Consider the following 18,483-nt stretch of genomic DNA (forward strand, 5'->3'; position numbering starts at 1 on the left):
TATCGCCGTCACTCGGCGGGCTTTATTTGCTCTTCGAGCGCCATCTCCGCGTCATCACCGAGTTGGCGCTGGTGGATCGTCTCGCCGCTGGCGGCGTCGAACAAGTGTACGTCCCGATCTGGGATCTCGACGTAGACGTGTTGGCCCTCGCTGATCGGGCGCTGCCCGTCTGTCTCGACAATGAACGTCTGCTCGTGGCTCTGTGCCCGCGCCTGGAGATAGACGTAGGAGATACTCCCCATCGGTTCGACGACGTCGACGATGGCCTCGAACTCGTGGCCCGAGTTCGCCCGGTCGTGGAGCGTCATGTCTTCCGGCCGGATACCGAGGGCGAGTTCGTTTCGACTTCCAACGGCTGACTGCATCCGTTCGGTCAGGTCGAAGTCGAACCCGTCCGCGCGGAGGGTTCCGCCCTCGACCTTGCCCTCGAAGAAGTTCATCGATGGCGAGCCGAGGAAGCCAGCGACGAACTGGTTGGCCGGGCGGTAGAAACACTCTAGCGGCGTCCCGACCTGCTGGAGCTCCCCATAGTTGAGGACGACGAGCCGGTCGCCCATCGTCATTGCCTCTGTCTGGTCGTGGGTAACGTACAGCGTCGTCACATCGAGGTCGTTTTGGAGCCGGTTGATTTCGGTGCGCATCTCCGCCCGAAGCTTGGCGTCTAGGTTCGACAGCGGCTCGTCCATCAGGAAGACGTTCGGGTCACGGACGATAGCACGGCCGAGTGCGACGCGCTGTTGTTGTCCCCCGGAGAGTTCGCCGGGCTTGTCGTCCAACAGCATATCGATGTCCATCATTTCGGCGGCGGAGGTGACGGCTTCCTCGATCTCGTCGGCGGACATATCCGTCGACATCTTCAGCCCGAAAGACATGTTTTCCTCGACGGTCATGTTGGGGTACAGCGCGTAGTTCTGGAACACCATCGCGATGTCCCGGGCGCGCGGTCCAAGTTGATTGACCACGTTATCGCCGATGCGGATATCGCCCTCGGATTGCGTTTCCAGCCCTGCGACAATGCGCATGAGCGTCGACTTCCCGCTCCCAGACGGACCGACGAAGACGATGAACTCGCCATCGCGGATGTCTAGCGAGACGTCGTCGACCGCGATGATTGACTCATCTCCTTCACCGAATCGCTTCGTAACGTCGTCGATTGTGATCTTTGCCATTATTTTGCCTCCAATGTGCGGCTAAGTGAAGCTACCGCCGCCGCAGGGGCGTAGTTCGCGAGCGATACCTGTCGTGGTGTGGACAGCGTCGTCATTCTTTGATCACCACGCCGAAGCTGAGCCCGGCCGCGAGGTATTTGTTGACCGCGATGAGGAAGATGACGACCGGAACGATCATCGCCGTCGAGGCGGCTGCGAGCATCCCCCACTCGATCGAGCGGGAGCCGATGAACGAGTAGACAAACAGCGTCACCGGCACTGCCTCGAAGCTCGTCAGCACGAGTCCGAACAGTAGCTCTATCCACGCGAAGATGAAGCTGATGATGGCGACCGAGAAGATGCCGGGCTTGGCCGCCGGCAGGACGACTTTCCTGAAGCCCTGGAACTGTGTTGCACCGTCGACGCGGGCGGCCTCCTCTAAGGTCTCGGGAATGCCGTCGAAGAATGCCTTCATCACCCAGACCACCAGCGAGAGGTTGATGCTGACGTACATCAGCACCATCCCGACGCGGGTGTCGAACAGATTGAGCTCCCGGAAGATGATGAAGAAGGGGAGCACGACGGCAATCGGCGGGAGCATCCGTGAGGAGAGTATCCACACGAGAACGTCACGCTCCATCGGGATGTCGTACCGCGAGAGGACGTACGCGGCGGGAACGCCGATCAATAGCACGAGGACAACCGACGCTGACACCATGACAAGGCTGTTGGCGAACGCCGCGACGAACCCGGAGTCCTGGAACAACTGGATGTAGTTGTACACCGTCGGCAGGAAGATCCAGTCGGGCGGCAGCGAGTTCGCTTGGCCCGGGGGCTTCAGCGACATCGAAGCGAGCCAGTACAGCGGGAACAGTACGATGAACGACCACGTCAGCAGAATTGTGTGTCGAACCACCGTGACGAGCTTCTCCCGCGTGTCCTTGTCGAGTCGTTGTGACGCGGTCGCGGAGTCGCCATCCGTTGTCGCCATCAGTCCCACACCCCCTCGAAGCCGACCTTCGCAATGATGACGTTACACAGTGCAACGACGAGGACGAGGTAGACGATGGCGATTGCTGCGGCCACGGTGATCTGGTTGTTGATGAACATCTGTTCGTAGATGTTGATACTCACGAGTTGGGTCGCCGTCCCGGGACCGCCGCCTGTGAGTCCGTACACCACGCCGAACGTCCGGAATAAGTCGATCAACCGGATGAGCGTCGCAACGAACACGACTGGCTTCATGTAGGGGATGATGACGTGGACGTATCGCCGCCACATCGGGGCTCCGTCGACGCGGGACGCCTCGATGAGCGTCTTCGGTACCGACGAGAGGCCGGCGTAGAAGATGATGAACATGAACGGCGTCCAGTTCCACGCATCCAGCAGGATCACCGTCACCAGTGGGGTTTCCGAGAGGAAACTCGGTGCTGTGAATGGCGTACCAGTGTTAATGACGTACGGAATGATGCCGATTTCGCTGTTCAGCATGATCCGGCCGATGGTCGCGAGCGAGACGGGGGCAACGGCCATCGGAATGATGAACAACACCCGGTAGAACGACTTCGCCCGGTCGGAGCCGACGCCGGCGACGAGCGCGGCCAGAACGAACCCGAGGACCGTTTCGAGGAGCAGCGCGCTGACGACGACAGTAATCGTGATGATGAACGAGTGGATCGCGCCGCCGCGGGTGAACGCCGTCTCGAAGTTGCGGAGCCCCACGAAATCAGCTGCGAATACATCGAGTGTCGGCTCCGCGACTAGGCTGAGATACAGGTCGTAGGCACCGGGGAAGAAGGTGATCATCACCATCACCGCCACCATTGGTGCCATGAACCAGTACGGGAGGTAGTCGTTCCACAGGTCCCGCAGCCTGGCGAAGGTCGATTGAGGTGTCGTTTCCGTTTGCGTTGGTGTACTCATTTGTGGGATGTGTTGTGGCGCAGGTGTGGCTTAGATTTAATTGCTGTAGATGTCTTCTGCGATGGACGCCGCTTGGGTCATCGCCTCCTCGGCGGACTTCTGGCCGGCGATGGCGCGCTGCAGTTCCTCGGAGTACCGCTGGCCCCATTCGGGGTACTTCCGGTCGAAACGGGTCCGGCGCTGCTTCCTGCAGGGATTCGAGCGTGACCTGTGCGAAGTTCTCGCCGACGCGAGAACGGAACTCGTCGTTCTCCCAGACGGACTGCCGGACGGAGAAGGCGGCGTCGCCCTCGACGTGCATCCAGGTGTTGGTCGGCTGCGAGGACGCCCACACCATGAACAGGAACGCCTGCTCGGAGTTCTGGGCGTTCTTCGACGTGGAGATCTGCCAGTTGAACGCGTTCGGCGAGAACTGGCCGTCGGCCGGGCTGGGAACCTTCGCGATGCCGACCTTGTCCGCAACTGAGGAGTCAGAGCCGGTAAGACCGGGCCAGAACAGGTTCGCGTCGGAGACGATGTGACCGGCGCGACCCTCCTGCATCGTCGAGAGCACGTCTGACCAGGTCTGGGTCGAGGCCCCTTCGGGACCGTAGTCCTGCAACAGGCTGACGTACCACTCCGCGGCGTCGATTACGCCGTCCGAATCGAGGCCGGAATCGTCCGGGAAGCTGTCCCAGAGTTCCGCACCGTTCTGGCGCAGGAACGTGTTCAGGATGTAGATGTTCATCCCATAGCCCTTGTCGCCACGGCCGACGGTGCCGACGACGTCGGACTCGTTCTCGTGGATAGTCTTGGCGTTCTGGCGGAACTGTTCGAGCGTCTCCGCGACTTCCAGACCGTGCTTTTCGTAGAGGTCTTTGCGGTAGAACTGTGTCTGGACTTCGACGGTAATCGGCATCCCAGTCCATGTGTCACTGTAGCCACCACCGTGAGCCTGCCACCGCGACGCCTCGAAGAGGTCGTCGGGCTCGTACCAGTCTTCGTCGAAGAGACTGTCGTCGTCAAAGAACGGGTCGAGCGGCTGTATCCAGCCCTCTTCACGGAACTGGTTGACGACCTGATCCATGTAGAAGACGTCGAACTGCCCGGCGCCGGTACTGACGTCCGTCTGGCGCTTGGTCCTGAACTGCTGTTCGGGCAGGACGTTCCAAACGACGTCGATTCCGGTCAGTTCCTCGAAGACGGGGACTGCGGGCTTGATGGCTGAAACCCAGGGGTGCTGGACGGCTCCGATGTTGATCGAGGACCCCTCGAACTGTCGCCAGTCGATATCGGCGTCCTCGTACTCGCTGAGAGGAACCGCGAGTTCACCGTCGCTTCCAGCGGTGCTGGTTCCGCCATCGGAACCACCGCTACCATCACTTGAGCCGTCACTCCCACTTCCGTCTGAGCCATCGCCGCCTCGTGTGCAGCCAGCGAGGCCGCCGAGTAGTCCGACACCTGTCGCTTTCAGAAACGTCCGCCTGTTGGAGTTGGTCATGCCAGTTTACCTCGTCACTATCGAAATACCGATGCATAATAAAGGTAATCATCTGTAAGGTAGAATACCCATCACACTGGGCGAGAACAGACGGCATACAGTACGGAAGCCCCCATCCACGAACTCATCTGCCTCCGGAGTACGGGTAACCGTGGCAAGATTTTAATACGCAGTCCAAAAACATCGAGAGTACGGATCGTAGCCGAGTCCGCTGTGTGTCCAGCTCAGCCGGACTAGTGACAACGGGCTACGGCCCAAACCACCCATGACCCGACCCACACCAACGCACGAAAGAGGTACTGCTGCAGTGACGACCGCGAGCCGACCGTTGGAGGACGACTGATGCGCGCTAGCATGTTGACCGATGTCGGCGAAATTACCGTCGAAGACCGTGACCGACCGGACCCTGCGGATGACGAGGTTCTCGTTCAGGTTGGCGCCTGTAGCGTCTGCATGACCGACTATCATATGTATCACGGCACCTTCGCCGCCGAAACACCACTGATTCTGGGCCACGAGGGTGCCGGGACTATTGCGGAAGTCGGTGCCGACGTTGCGGGCTTTGCGGTCAGAGACCGCGTCGCAATCAATCCCACCGTCCCCTGTAACGCCTGTTCGTACTGCAAGAGGGGGGAGACGCACCTCTGTGAGAACAACACGAGCATCGGTGGTGCCGGTGACACCATCCTTGACGGGGCCTTCGCCGAGTACGTCCGCGTCCCGGCTATCAACGTTGAGGACATCGGCGAGATGTCCTTCGAACGGGCCGCACTCGCCGAACCGCTCGCCTGTTGTGTCCACGGTGTCGAACAGGCTGACATCAAACCGGGAGACAGTGTCGGTATTATCGGCGCTGGCCCGATCGGCTTGCTACTCTTGCAAGCGTTCCGCAACGCGGGCGCTGCCCCAATCGTGGTTTCCGAACTCGATGACGAACGGCGAGAGCTGGCCGCCGACCTCGGCGCAGATGCCGTCATCGACCCCAACGAAGAAGATCCCGAGGAAGCGATCCCGGCGGCGGCCGGTGGACCGGTCGACGTCGGCGCTGAGGCTATCGGGCTCGTCCCGACAATCAAGCAGGCCAACGCTGTGACCGCGCCCGGCGGCTCGACACTCATCTTTGGCGTCCCGGACCAGGAAGCGACGATGGAAATCAGTCCGTTCGATGTCTTCTTTGACGAGGTTGACTACCGCGGTTCGTTCTCTCTGACGACTGAGGACTTCGAGCGAGCGATAACACTGCTCGAACACGAACGTATCGACGCCGAGCCGCTTATCACCGAACGTATCGGGCTTGACGACCTTCCGACAGCGTTTGAACGGATGGGCAACGCTGAGGGACTAAAGAAAGTAGTCATTCCAGACGGCTCTGAGTAAGCAAGTGCGACCTCCTGATACTGTTCGGAAACGCCGCCGTCGAGCGGCCTTACAACGGTATGGAAGCAATTGGGGTCGAAGACCTAAGCCACAGTCGACACGGTGCTTAGATGAGAGCGATTCCGATGCAGTCAAAATGGCCGTGCCAGCCTGACGCGGGTATTTTCTACACGCTGAGGATCTGCACTGTTCTGAGTACACTCGTTCTGGAGAGAAGAACGAGTAAATTTCGGTATCCAGGCATCGTAGCAATCTAGTTATGGACAATAAATAATGTGTGCCTCTCTGTGTTACTAGCTTACATCACTCTAACTGTTCTGCTCTAGTGAACAGAATTTTAAGGCGAGGTATTGAAATGACGTTCAATGACCGAAGAACCACAGTATGCGGTCGAAGCGACCCAGACCTCGGTGGCTATTCTGGAGGCGCTTGTCGCCGAGGGCGGACCTGTCGGGGTGACAGAGCTTGCGAACACAGTGGGGGTTTCTAAGAGCGTCGCTCACAACCATCTCTCGACGTTGCGTGCGGCCGGATACGTGGTCAAGCACGCAGAAACGTATGCTGCGTCGCTCCGTCCGCTAGCGCTCGGTGAGAGAACGCGAGATAATCTCAGTTTCTATCAGGCGGCGAAACAGCAACTGGATAATCTGGCGGCAGCAACAGGGGAAACAGCGACACTGTTCGTTCTCGAAGAAACGGCCGGCGTCCCAGTGTCAATTTCCGAACCCGAAGACGGCTGGTCGGTCCCGTTCTATGCGGGCGAACGGTTGCCACTCCATGTCAACGCTCCGGGAAAGGCACTGCTATCGTCGCTCTCGAGTAGTCGCGTCAAATCGATTCTGGATGAAAGAGAGCTTGTCGCACCGACTGACGCGACAATCGTTGCCCCAGACGAACTTACCGAAGAACTGCGCCGGATCCGCGATGACGGTATTGCGTTCTGTAGAGGTGAACAGTACGAAGGGATTGTCGGTGTTGCCGCCCCGCTGCCTGACGTTGGCGGCAATCGGATCGCCGCGCTGGGCATTTGTGGCCCCGTTGAGCGCTTGAACGGCCGATACCTCAGGGAAGATATCACCGGGCAAGTCCTCAGCACGACAAAATCCATTCAGGTGGCCCTTACATCGAATTGATTGGATACTAAATAACGGACGTACCACTGTTATTCACTGGGCCGATTGCCGCTGTCAAAGTGACAAATGTCTCTCCCACGCACCGCTAACGGGACACCTGACTTTCATGCATTCAAACGATAGCCTGCGGGTGACCTGGCATCAGAAGTGCCCTCGTGATGGTATCGCGGATCACTCTACCGTCCGCTTCCTGACTGTGAGAGTAGGTACCTTCGTGTGACTGCTACTGATGCAAATTGTACTGTTTTTCAAAACAGAACAAACAGCAGGGTTACCGAGCAAGAAGTCACTGTGGAGACAGTTGGACGGCTACGGGAGCGGCTATTGACCCGTGCTTCAGTTATCTCGTCCAATATGGTTCTGTAATGGCCCCATTTCGATTTATATTCCCAAAATTGGATGTAGATATACTAGATACACACTCCATCTTGTCTGGGATGGAATGTCTCACCAGTACTATCCGATCCCCACAGAAGTAGATACATATGAGAGGTATCGGTACGAGATGACGCAGCGCTAGGTAATCGACTGCAACCGTAGTCCTATTAGAAGTGGACCGTGCTGTGAGCACTGTCGGTAAACCGCTGTTCTTTCACAGTGGGGTGCCACAGCCCGGGCACAGCGGGGGACCGGATTCGGGGAGTGAAAGCCCGCAGTGTGGGGCATCCGCCATCTCCTTCTGGCGTCCGGATTTTCGAGACAATATCGGCCGTCTGCGTGCGGATTGCATCTCTCGTGCCTATGCCTGTGAATCCATCAGCAGGCTCCGTCCCGCGATGCCGAGACAGGGCGAATTGTGCTCGTCTTGCAACAAACGTCTCGTCTACGGTGAGACTGTCGAGCTGTGCTTGCGGAAACGATTCCATGCTAGGCAGTGCCGGCAAGCAAACCTAGCGCCTCGGCCGCCCGCCCACGGACGTATCTGCCTTCGTCTTCGAGGCACGAGACAAGTACTTCCTTGGCGTCTGCAAGCCGTTCGGGACACGCAGAACCGATAACGACGAGTGTTGTGCTCAGGTGATATCGGACTAATTCGCTGTCTGCTTGAAGATGCTCGGCGAGTGAGTCGACTTGATAGCGGAGTCTGTCGGGACTACCTAGGGCCACATGGACCAGCGCCTTCGCCAATTTCTCTGTTACTTCTGGTTCGTCGAACTCCAGACCGATACGCAGGTCTGCCACGACCTCAGGTGAGACAACGGCGTCGGGATGATCGACGGCGACGTAGCCCAGCGCCTCTGCACACCGGGCACGGACGTAGTAGAACTCCGCCTCATCCGCCAGTCGATCAGCAAGCGTCGGAACAACCGGAACCACGCTACCCGGCGCGCTCTCACTGATCGTAACGAATAATTTCGCTGTCGTGAGCCGTACAGGGCGCTCACTGTCCTGCAAAAAATCGGTGAGTGATGGTAGGACGCCGTCGAACAGTTCTGGCTGGTCGTTGGCAGCCGCTTTGAGTGACCGCAAGCACGCCTGTTGGGTAGCTGGTCCGGCTGTCGAAAGCCGCTCAAGTGCTGCCAGTGCGTCAGCCTCTTTCCCTTGTTCAAGCAATGTTGCAATCTCTGTGTCTGGAGATCCACTGGGTCGGTCGTCCATCGGTCCGTTGTCGGTGTTTCTTCGAGAACCCACAAAACCCCTTCCTCTCAGTCATTGCTTGATCTGAAAACAACTGCTTAGCGTTGAATCTGCGATACCGTGAGTACTGTATCATCTGGTAGTGGATTCTTCATTGACATATCTATCTATCGAATATATCGATACGGAATACCAGGATTTGGTTATGTTGTGGGTGTCGCTTCTATGAACACTGATCGTGATGTGCCCAAGTTCACAACATTGCAGCCACTGTAGGATACCTTCTGAGTCACATTTTAGTATGAACTTGTCGGACGTCCATTCGTTTCAGACAAAAACTAAATGATGATGTAGGTTTACGGTTCGCGTATAGATGGAAAGCAAACGCGCGTCGTTCGAGGGAGCTCTCGAAGCCTTGGGTGTGACAGTTGCCAGCACTACTGAGTCCGAACTCGAAGCCGCTGTCACCGAGGCGGTCACGGAGCCTGCCGTTGGGGTTCCGCCTGATGAGGCGGTTGCGGACGAGGCGTTTTCGCTCACAGAGACGCCGGTAACAGTTGACCCGACACCGGTCGCGCTTCGAGAGGCGACCACTGGCGTAACCGAGGCCGAACTCGGTATCGGCGACTACGGCTCACTTGTCCTCTCGATGACCGATCAGGCCAGCGAACTCGTGAGCCTGTTTGTCGAGCGCCACGTGGCCATTCTTTACGAGGAAGACATCCAGCCCGATATGGACGCAGCAGTGGCAGAGTTGGACGAGCGGTTCAACGAAACCGGCGAGAGTGCAATCATCGCAACAGGACCGAGTGCGACAGCCGATATGGGCGCGTTGGTCAAGGGTGCACATGGACCCAAAGAGGTCCACGTCATCATCGTCGAGGAGGAGGCCTGACAATGGCGACTGCCGACGAAATCCGCGAACTGATGCGGACCGAGGGAGCGGCAATCGCGGAGAATACGCAGGGGTTCAACACGGGACGGTACGACTCTGTCTCGGACCTAGAGGACTACGAGGACCTCAAGCGAGCGGCCCGCAGTATCAAGGAGGACGCTATCGCGGAGCTTCCAGATCTACTTGACCAGCTAACGGAGACCGTCGAAGCGAACGGTGGGTCGGTGTACATCGCCGACGACGCCGCTGACGCAAACGAGTACATTCGTGACGTGGCCGACGAGCGAGCAGCTGACCGAGCCGTCAAGAGTAAGTCGATGACCAGCGAGGAAATCGAGGTCAACGAGGCACTTGAAGCCGACGGCGTGGACGTGGTCGAGACGGACCTTGGCGAGTGGGTGTTACAAGTCGCTGATGAAGCCCCCTCCCACATCGTTGCCCCCGCGATTCACAAGTCTCGTGAGAGCATCGCCGAGCTATTTAACGAGCGGTTTGACCCTGATGAGCCACTGGAGACGGCCGAGGAACTGACTCATTTCGCTCGCGAGAAACTCGGCGAGCAGATCATCGACGCGGAAGTCGGCATTACTGGCGCGAACTTTATCGCGGCCGACACTGGAACGATGGCGCTGGTCACCAGCGAGGGCAACGCCCGCAAAACGGTGGCTGCGACGGACACACACGTCGCCGTCGCTGGCGTCGAAAAAGTCATCCCGACAGTTGCAGACCTCCATCCGTTCATCGAACTCATCGGTCGGTCGGGCACTGGGCAGGACATTACGTCGTATGTCTCGCTACTGACCCCACCGGTCGACACGCCGGTCGTCGATTTCACCGACGACGAAACACCGCTGTCTGAATTCGACTCCGACCGCGACTTCCATCTCGTGCTGATCGATAACGGCCGACTAGAGATGCGGGACGACGAGCAGCTCCGGGAGACGCTGTACTGCATCCGGTGCTCCGCCTGTTCGAACTCGTGTGCGAACTTCCAGAGCGTCGGCGGCCACGCCTTCGGCGGGGAGACGTATTCGGGCGGTATTGCGACGGGATGGGAAGCCGGTATTGAGGGGTTAGACGTGGCTGAGGAGTTCAACGACCTCTGTACCGGATGTACGCGCTGCGTGAACGCCTGCCCGGTCGGTATCGACATCCCCTGGATCAACACCGTCGTCCGGGACCGCATCAACCGCGACAAAGATGCCCCCGGGGAGTGGCTCGTCGATGGCCTCACTCCCGACGAAGAGGACGATGGTGCCCCACTGCAGAAACGCTTCTTCGGAAACTTCGAGACCGTTGCGAAACTGGGTAGTGCCACCGCACCGGTGTCAAACTGGCTAGCCGAGACAACACTCGCTCGGCAAACGATGGCCCGAGTTCTGGGCATCGACCCGAGGCGAGATCTGCCGACGTTCGAGCGACAAACGCTTGTCGACTGGGCTGCCGCCCGTGACTCACAGATCACAAATCCTGAGCGTCGGGCGGTGCTGTACCCGGACCTGTACACGAACCACGTGCAGGTTGAGCGCGGCAAAGCCGCGGTAAGGGTACTTGAGTCGCTGGGTGTCGACGTGGTAGTGCCGCCGGCTCCGTCCAGCGGCCGCGCGCCACTGTCACAGGGGATGGTTTCGACGGCGACCGACCACGCCGAACGGGTCACAGAGATCCTCGAACCACATATCGAAGACGGCCGCGACGTGGTCGTTATCGAGCCGAGCGACCACGCGATGTTCACCCGTGAATACGAGCGACTTCTTGACGAGCCGGCGTTTACCGACATCGCGGCGAACAGCTACGAAGTGTTCGAATACCTCTTCGGCTTACTCGACAATGGCGCGTCCACCGATTCACTCTCGACCGTCACCGGCGCAGAAATCGCGTATCACAGCCACTGCCAGCAGCGGACGCTCGGACTCGAAGCCCATACCGTCGCTGTCCTCGAAGCGTGTGGCTACGACGTTGTCACATCTGACGTGGAGTGCTGTGGCATGGCTGGAAGCTTCGGGTACAAGTCCGATTACTACGAACTGAGCATGGACGTTGGCGACCGGCTTCGGACACAATTGCGAGACGACGGCGTACAGGACCGTCCCGTCGTCGCCAGCGGGACCTCTTGTCTCGAACAGATTGACGCCCTACTGGAGCGGCAGCCGCGCCATCCGATCGAGCTATTGGCAACCTAGACAACCGCTTCGGCTTGGAATTTGCTCTCGCACGGGAAGCGTCATACCTAACGTATGTACGCCCGTTATTTATTATCCATCCATATGTTGGGGGGACACGTCGCGTTGGATTCGGGATCTGAGATGTCGCGTGTGTGCTGCGACGACTTTTAGGAATCGTTGCCTGCTCTGTCTGCAGTCCGCAGTGTGAGTATACAGATTCGCTACCGGCAGCTACTCGCGGAGCGACGGCGCGACAAGCTGTCCGTTATCAAACTTAATCGGCGACGGCTCTTCGATGACACGGAGGTCGTCACGGTCGCGTGCGGCCTCGACCAGCGCCGGCGACGCGTAGAGCTGGTGGAGATGCATCGTGTCGGCTGCACGGAGTACCCGAACGGTGTCGGTGTTGACGACCCCTATCGTCGACAGCGCCGCGACGATGCCGGCACGGTCGGTTTCAACTACCGGCGGTAGTTTCACGCCGCGAATCGTGCTCGCGGTGAGCGCGTTGATCAGCGACGTCTCCGCGTCAAGTTCCGCAACAATATCAGCATGGATGATATCAGCCGAGCCGACACCCATCGCGTTCCCGTGGGTCTTCTCCGTCAGCCCGCGTGTGAAGATGCGCTTGATGTCCGGTGTCTCTGGGGCCGGCTCGTTAATCGAGAACGGTCGGCGGCCGATGACATTAGTATCGAGTCCCTGGCCGCTGATCTCCTTCCCTTGCCGGTCGAACACCACGAGATCAAGTTCCTCGAACGGGAGCTTCGGCATCAGCTCGTAGGCGGTCTCTAACAGTTCCTCCTCGCGGTCGAGGAAGCCACTCGGCGGCACACCTTCTATCAGGGTCGTGTCGTCGTGTTGGTCCTCGATGATTGCGACGCCGCCGACGATGGGGAGCTCTTCGAGCAGCTGGCCAGTAATTTCGGGAATCATCCGGCGGAACGACCAGTCGACGGCCCACTTGTGTGCAATCTGTGCGCCGCGCTGCTTGCCCATGCCGATGACGAGCATCTTCGAGAGCCCGCTCTCGACTGCCCCGCCGAAGTCCGTGTGTGGCTTAACTCGGTTGATAGGGATGATTGCATCAGCCGCCACAGCGTTGTCGTCGGCGACGACAGGCACGTCCCGATCCGGCGTTCGTCCGACCTCGTCCACATCCATAGTCGACCGGATTTCACAGCCGATGGCCGACTCGGTCACCCCCAGTTCGTTCAGCATCGTTCGCTGTCCCTCGCCGGTCGCGCCACCGTGGCTCCCCATAGCCGGGAAGACGAATGGCTCGTAGCCGGCGTCGGAAACTGCGCCGACGACACCGGCGACAATAGTGGGCAGGTTCGCAATACCGCGACTGCCGACACCCAGCGCGACTTCGCCGCCGGCAGGCACGTCCGCAAAGGACAGGGATTCGGCCGCTCGGGCTGCATGTGTTGCGACATCGTCTGGCGCTATCGGGTCTGTCTCCCAGCCCTGTTCGATGATACCGAACTCGGGGAGTGGCGGGTCGCCACAGGCGTCGACGATCGTCTCTTCCGGGACCGAGAGTGCGTCCGCCGCGACCGCCTGATCTGATGCGTTCATACGCGGCATATCAGCCCGTCTGTTGATAAACGTGATCCACGGATCGAACGGTAGCTACCACCTCAATCGTGATGTGGCGGTCCGGTAGTACCACCTGAGAATAGCCACCGTGTATCGGTAGCCGGGATTACTCGCTTGGGTCTGGGACAACGAGCACGGCCACGTCGTTGACGTTCGTCCCGGTCGGTCCGGTTTCGACTGTCGCCTCAATTTCCGAGAGGTACGAGCCGGCATCGTTTGCGAGCAACGCATCGCGGGCTCGTTCGCGGTCGCCGATGACGGCCCCATCGGCGATTGCACCGGCCACATTGGAGCTTCCGTCTTCACCGTCAGTGTCGACGGCTGCGATGACCGCGTCGCCGTCGTGGGCCAGTGCGCTGGAGAGAACAAACTCCTGATTAGGCCCTCCCTGCCCACCGTCCGCTGTTACGGTGACGGTCGTCTCGCCACCGGCAAGGAGAACGGCCGGTGGTTCGACCGGTGTTCCCGTCGCTGTTGTCTCTTCGGCGATAGCGACGAGCGGTTTCGCCACTTCGCGGGGTTCGCCGCGCAGGCGAGACGTGAGTACGAGCGGTTCGTAGCCGGCCTCCCGTGCGACAGCAGCGGCGGCGTCAAGCGCGGTTGCGTTGTCCCCGATGAGGTGGTTCGTAACACGGTCAAAGACCGAATCATCGGGAAACGGTGTCTCCGATAGTCGGCCATCCTGCCCCGCTTCGAGGTGGTCGTGAACGGCTGACGGCGGGCTAAGGTCGTATCGTTCGAACACGCCAAGGGCATCTTCGTATGTGGTCTCGTCCGGAACTGAGGGACCGCTACCGATGGTCGAAAGGTCGTTTCCAACAACGTCGCTGATCAGTACCCCGGCGACAGTGGCGGGAGCCGCGCGCCGTGCTATTTGGCCACCTTTCAGGTCCGAGAGGTGCTTCCGGACCGCGTTGATCTCTTCAATCGGAACACCACCATTGAGCAGCCTGTCGGTCGTCGTCTGGAGGTCATCCAGTGTCAGGTCCCCGGCCGGAGCAGATAGAAGCGCACTGGCCCCGCCTGTCAGGACGAACAAGATGAGCGTCTCCGCATCGGCCTCGTCAACGGTTTCGAGAATATCGGTGGTCGCCACAACGTTTCGGTTCGACGGTAACGGGTGATCTCCGACAGACCTCTGGACAGTTTCGGTGTCAGTAGCCTGCTTGACGACGATGTGGCCGCCGTTGAGGGTGTCCCCGAGAACAGACTCGAGCGCCCGTGTCACACCGTCTGCGGCTTTCCCGCCACCGACGATGACGACATCAGTGTAGTTATCAAGATAGTACGTTGTCTCGCCGACTGTCAGCGTCTTGCCGTCACGGTTGACGGCTGCCCTTGTGGCGCCCTCTGGTGCGGCCGTGGCCACGGCGGCCTCGATACAATCGAGTGCCACCTCGTGTGCAACGCTGGCAGCCAGTTCGCTTCGGTTGTGAATCATACGACTGCTTCCATCCGAGTCATTAAAAATCCCCCTCGGTAACAATTACCCGTGGTGCTGTCAGAAGCCGCTGCTACTCTGCAGCGAGTGCAGGCTTTTGCAGTGGCCTTTGAGATGAGGACTCAGCGTACACACTGTCCCAATCTGCCGGCAGCTGATTGAGGATTTGGATAGTTGCGACAGCGCGTCCGTGTCTAACGCACGCTTGCAGTATGATCCGGCCCATCGATCCAGACGGAGGCTCTGCTCAAATACGAGGATAAATACATGATTCCGGTTTTACACACCCGATAACAGTGTTCAACAACGTCGGTGAGTTCGTAGAACTCAGACATAGACGCAAATACTACTGCGGTGCGGATTTTTCGCTCGCTCCTGTCTCCATGTCACACGAATATACATCGATATAGCTAGTTTACTGTTCGATACCCTGATTGTATAACTGTTATTTTAAAACGGCCCAATATGCCTCAGCCCCAATAGACTTGCGGACGGATGTATCCCAGAGCACGGGACTGTGAACGAAGGGATGCACCAGTAAAACTAGGTGGAACCCGAATAATAAGAAACCCATCACTTACTCATCAAGATGATGTGTGGTGGATTTCTTGTGATGATTGTTGCCGATGTACAACTAAACTCTAATGCTACTGTCACTTATGTCACAACTCTACTAGGGGTTCTAAATGCCAACCCTCTGTGTGTTGAATCTGGCTGATGATACAAATTAAATGATTGTGGTCTGGATCAGTGTTAGACGCTGTTTTATATTATTATATGTAGGCTATCTTTATTTTACATAGGGACGATTGCTGACCCCGTGCGATAAATAGATAGCCTCTTCGGTGATATTACGACGAGAGACTGGCCCAAATGTGATGTTTTCCTTGCAATTGTACAGACGTTCTATCAGCAACAGAAGGGGCTTATTCCGCTTCAGCACTGAGCGTTGTTTCCAGCCCTTTTGCGAGGGACACTGTTGGTTCATATCCAAGCAGTGTGCGTGCGTCACTGGGATCTGCTTCGCTCTCTCTGATATCATTCGTGCGTTCGGGGACGTGTTTTATTTCTACATTCGCTCCAACGACATCTCGGACGGTTTCGGCAAGTTCCTTGATACTGATACTTCGTCCAGTTCCGACGTTGAACGGCTTGCCGATAGCATCTGTCGCGGCTGCAAGCAGGTTGGCACGGACAATGTCATCAACGTGTACGAAATCCCGAGTCTGTTTTCCGTCACCTTCGACTGTGAGCGGATTGCCGGCCTGTGCCTGACGAATGAATGTGCCGATGACACCGGCGTACTCCCCGTCAAGCCCACGCGGTCCATAGACATTGAAGTATCGTAACGGGACTATGGGTAGGCCGTACCGCTCTGTATAAAACCGTGCATACTGTTCACCGAGATGCTTCTCAATCCCATACGGCGTGCGTGGATCGGCCGGTTCTTCTTCTTTAATCGGTATCGTATCAGGATTGCCGTATACGGCGGCACTGGAGGCGAGTACGACCCGTGCATCCTGCCGTCGAGCGCAGTCGAACACGGTGACGGTTGCCGACCCATTAAGCTCGTGACAGTCGACCGGGTGCTCGATTGATTTCGGGACACTAACCATCGCGGCCTCATGAAAAACTATGTCAATGTCGTCCATCGCTTCGTCGACTGTTCCTTTATCGCGTATATCGCCCTCAATGACAGTCACGTCTTCTGGGAGGTTTGCACGCCGTCCCGTCGAGAAGTCATCGAGGACTCGCACCTCGTTCTCCACCGCTAGCGCTGATGTCAGATGACTTCCAATGAACCCACCCCCTCCGGTAACTAGTACCCGACAGTTGCGAATATCGTTTGTCGACATATCATTCGAAAACGAGGTTTTGATGCTTTAAGTTATTCATAGACATACATCTCATCTCCTAGTTGAGTAATCTTGGTATCGTAAGGGATGGGCCGAACTAAACTCCTCTCAGACCGTAGTGGCCACGCGCTGTATTCCTACGCCAGACTATACTTTGTTACCTGCTTTTTGCGGATAATACAGGGTTGGGACAATCTCGGAAAGCTGGGGATAACAATATGATAACTCGTTCACAGCAGAGCACAACGGAGTCCACTACTCGCCACAATGATGCCATTATACGTACCGGAGCGTGTGGACGACCACACCGAACGACCGCCATCGAGAGCGGTTCCGGAGTGGGACTGAGATGTCGGATAGAATCCAGCAATCACCCGCCGGTGACGGTATCCGAGAGGTTTCGAAGAACTTGCCGGCGGTGGGACTAGTCGCGACCGAGTCGAACGCCGAATGGATCGCGGCTGAGATTCTTCGTATCCACTCACGGGCACACCAGGCAATCGTTACAGCTGCCGTTGATGCTGACCTTCAGGCACTCACTTTTGCCCGGTGGCTTGATGCAGAGGTGGTTCCCCCTTCTGGAAACTGGGCTGAAGCCGATGCCCCTCGCGAGCGGTTGCGGATGTTTGCTAAGCAGGCAGGGTATCCGGGACTCCTGTATCATGGTGAAGAGAATGGGTCAGTTAACCTCCCGGCAAGCCGCCAAGCACTGAAGAGTACAGAGAAGTTCACTGTCGATGCCCGTCTTGAACCCGTCACCGAGCCGGATCCGACTGTCATGGTCGGAATTCCTGCGTACAACGAGGCAGCGACGATCGGGGCGGTAGTGGAGTCGGCCAAGCACTATGCAGACACTGTTCTGGTTGTTGACGACGGGAGTACCGACGACACTGTCGAGGTCGCAGCGGCGGCTGGCGCGACAGTGTATGAGCACGACCGTAACGTCGGGTATGGTGGTGCCCTCAACAGTATTTTTGAGCAAGCTGACCGTGGTGACGCGGACTACCTAGTCATTCTTGACGCCGACGGGCAGCATGATCCCAGTGATATCCCAGAATTAATTGAACAGCAAAAGGAGTCGGGGGCGGAGGTCGTCATCGGTAATCGGTTCGATGAGGATGCGGACACAAAGATGCCGCTGTACAGGCGATTTGGGCTGTTCACGGTGAACCTCATGACTAACCTCAGCCTTGGAATCCTCAAGCCAGCCAATCAAATCAACGACACACAGAGTGGTTTCCGTGCGTATAGTACAGAGGCCATAACCTCACTTGCTGAAGACAACTCAATTGGCGACCAAATGGATGCAAGCACCAATATACTGTACCACGCCCACTCAAACGGCTACCAGATCGTCGAGGTTCCGACGACGATAGATTACGATGTGGAGGCTTCTAACAACCTTGGCCCAGTTGAGCACGGGCTTACGCTTGTTGGAAACATTATTCGAACGGTTGAGCGAGAACATCCTATCATGTTGCTCGGCGTGCCTGGTGTCTCCTGCGTTCTACTGGGATTTATATTCACTTACCTCACGATGTTCAACTATCTTCAGTCCGGAAGCTTTCCACTCGGATATGCCCTGACTAGCACTACTTTTACAATTATTGGCATCCTCGCATCATTCACCGGGATCATTCTGCACTCCTTAGAACTGTACCGTCAATAAGTGGCGATCGTCCTCATTGATCGGTCGTATTAGACGGCGTACCCCACTTCTCAGGTCTGGGTTTACCATAGTGTCGATTCTCTTACTTGAGACAACTTCTGCATAACAAAGGGTAATCTATATCATTCGTAGGTCAATGCGGAACGAGTCAGCGTCAGACTATTTCGAACGGCGACAGCGTTGCGAGTCAATAACAAAACTATCGAGGGCACAGAA

11 protein-coding genes and 2 pseudogenes are annotated in these 18,483 nt (G+C 57.7%); 5 read left to right on the top strand and 8 right to left on the bottom strand.

What is annotated here, in order from left to right; translation table 11 throughout:
* Positions 1-8 precede the first annotated feature (8 nt).
* From ACODNH_RS21985 to ACODNH_RS22000, 4 genes and pseudogenes are all read right to left on the bottom strand, one after another.
* Positions 9-1,169, bottom strand: a complete 1,161-nt coding sequence (locus ACODNH_RS21985; RefSeq protein WP_306711177.1) for an ABC transporter ATP-binding protein — start codon at positions 1,167-1,169, stop codon at positions 9-11.
* A gap of 91 nt (positions 1,170-1,260) precedes the next feature.
* Positions 1,261-2,139, bottom strand: a complete 879-nt coding sequence (locus tag ACODNH_RS21990) for a carbohydrate ABC transporter permease (protein WP_306711175.1) — start codon at positions 2,137-2,139, stop codon at positions 1,261-1,263.
* Entirely contained in the window at positions 2,139-3,071 is a 933-nt protein-coding gene (locus ACODNH_RS21995; protein WP_434531846.1) for a carbohydrate ABC transporter permease, read from the bottom strand. Before ACODNH_RS21995 ends, ACODNH_RS21990 begins: the two co-directional genes overlap by 1 nt.
* Positions 3,072-3,107: 36 nt before the next feature.
* Positions 3,108-4,551, bottom strand: a pseudogene (locus tag ACODNH_RS22000) (ABC transporter substrate-binding protein).
* A 342-nt stretch (positions 4,552-4,893) separates the two neighbouring features.
* Here ACODNH_RS22000 and ACODNH_RS22005 point away from each other — a divergent pair.
* Both ACODNH_RS22005 and ACODNH_RS22010 read left to right on the top strand, forming a co-directional pair.
* Complete coding sequence (locus ACODNH_RS22005; protein ID WP_434531847.1) at positions 4,894-5,928, top strand: galactitol-1-phosphate 5-dehydrogenase; 1,035 nt, start codon at positions 4,894-4,896, stop codon at positions 5,926-5,928.
* A 365-nt stretch (positions 5,929-6,293) separates the two neighbouring features.
* Entirely contained in the window at positions 6,294-7,061 is a 768-nt protein-coding gene (locus ACODNH_RS22010; RefSeq protein ID WP_306711167.1) for an IclR family transcriptional regulator, read from the top strand.
* 592 nt (positions 7,062-7,653) lie between these two features.
* Here ACODNH_RS22010 and ACODNH_RS22015 read toward each other — a convergent pair.
* A pseudogene (locus ACODNH_RS22015) lies at positions 7,654-8,660 on the bottom strand (hypothetical protein).
* A 352-nt stretch (positions 8,661-9,012) separates the two neighbouring features.
* Between ACODNH_RS22015 and ACODNH_RS22020 the strand changes: the two are divergent.
* On the top strand, positions 9,013-9,534 hold the full coding sequence (locus tag ACODNH_RS22020; protein ID WP_306711161.1) for an LUD domain-containing protein: 522 nt from the start codon (positions 9,013-9,015) through the stop codon (positions 9,532-9,534).
* A gap of 2 nt (positions 9,535-9,536) precedes the next feature.
* Entirely contained in the window at positions 9,537-11,717 is a 2,181-nt protein-coding gene (locus tag ACODNH_RS22025) for an LUD domain-containing protein (RefSeq protein ID WP_306711159.1), read from the top strand.
* Between the two features lie 213 nt (positions 11,718-11,930).
* Here the strand turns inward: ACODNH_RS22025 and ACODNH_RS22030 are convergent, their stop codons facing one another.
* The 3 genes from ACODNH_RS22030 to ACODNH_RS22040 all read right to left on the bottom strand — a co-directional run bounded on the left by ACODNH_RS22030 (position 11,931) and on the right by ACODNH_RS22040 (position 16,598).
* Positions 11,931-13,280, bottom strand: a complete 1,350-nt coding sequence (locus ACODNH_RS22030) for a DUF362 domain-containing protein (protein ID WP_306711157.1) — start codon at positions 13,278-13,280, stop codon at positions 11,931-11,933.
* A 127-nt stretch (positions 13,281-13,407) separates the two neighbouring features.
* Positions 13,408-14,742: a glycerate kinase type-2 family protein gene (locus tag ACODNH_RS22035; protein WP_434531848.1), complete on the bottom strand. Its 1,335-nt coding sequence runs from the start codon at positions 14,740-14,742 to the stop codon at positions 13,408-13,410.
* Between the two features lie 926 nt (positions 14,743-15,668).
* Positions 15,669-16,598: an NAD-dependent epimerase/dehydratase family protein gene (locus ACODNH_RS22040; RefSeq protein ID WP_434531849.1), complete on the bottom strand. Its 930-nt coding sequence runs from the start codon at positions 16,596-16,598 to the stop codon at positions 15,669-15,671.
* Between the two features lie 349 nt (positions 16,599-16,947).
* Here ACODNH_RS22040 and ACODNH_RS22045 point away from each other — a divergent pair, with 349 nt between their 5' ends.
* Positions 16,948-18,267, top strand: a complete 1,320-nt coding sequence (locus ACODNH_RS22045; RefSeq protein WP_306711151.1) for a glycosyltransferase family 2 protein — start codon at positions 16,948-16,950, stop codon at positions 18,265-18,267.
* Positions 18,268-18,483 lie beyond the last annotated feature (216 nt).

This window comes from Haloarcula sp. NS06, assembly GCF_051122755.1.
In the GTDB taxonomy this organism is placed as follows: Archaea; Halobacteriota; Halobacteria; order Halobacteriales; family Haloarculaceae; genus Haloarcula.

What these genes read in the sequence shown, in the direction of transcription:
- ACODNH_RS21990 (WP_306711175.1), bottom strand. Translation starts at nt 2,139, where the DNA reads ATGGCGACAACGGATGGCGACTCCGCGACCGCGTCACAACGACTCGAC.
- ACODNH_RS21995 (WP_434531846.1), bottom strand. Translation starts at nt 3,071, where the DNA reads ATGAGTACACCAACGCAAACGGAAACGACACCTCAATCGACCTTCGCC.
- ACODNH_RS22030 (WP_306711157.1), bottom strand. Translation starts at nt 13,280, where the DNA reads ATGAACGCATCAGATCAGGCGGTCGCGGCGGACGCACTCTCGGTCCCG.
- ACODNH_RS22045 (WP_306711151.1), top strand. Translation starts at nt 16,948, where the DNA reads ATGTCGGATAGAATCCAGCAATCACCCGCCGGTGACGGTATCCGAGAG.
- ACODNH_RS22020 (WP_306711161.1), top strand. Translation starts at nt 9,013, where the DNA reads ATGGAAAGCAAACGCGCGTCGTTCGAGGGAGCTCTCGAAGCCTTGGGT.
- ACODNH_RS22025 (WP_306711159.1), top strand. Translation starts at nt 9,537, where the DNA reads ATGGCGACTGCCGACGAAATCCGCGAACTGATGCGGACCGAGGGAGCG.
- ACODNH_RS21985 (WP_306711177.1), bottom strand. Translation starts at nt 1,169, where the DNA reads ATGGCAAAGATCACAATCGACGACGTTACGAAGCGATTCGGTGAAGGA.
- ACODNH_RS22010 (WP_306711167.1), top strand. Translation starts at nt 6,294, where the DNA reads ATGACCGAAGAACCACAGTATGCGGTCGAAGCGACCCAGACCTCGGTG.
- ACODNH_RS22005 (WP_434531847.1), top strand. Translation starts at nt 4,894, where the DNA reads ATGCGCGCTAGCATGTTGACCGATGTCGGCGAAATTACCGTCGAAGAC.
- ACODNH_RS22040 (WP_434531849.1), bottom strand. Translation starts at nt 16,598, where the DNA reads ATGTCGACAAACGATATTCGCAACTGTCGGGTACTAGTTACCGGAGGG.
- ACODNH_RS22035 (WP_434531848.1), bottom strand. Translation starts at nt 14,742, where the DNA reads ATGATTCACAACCGAAGCGAACTGGCTGCCAGCGTTGCACACGAGGTG.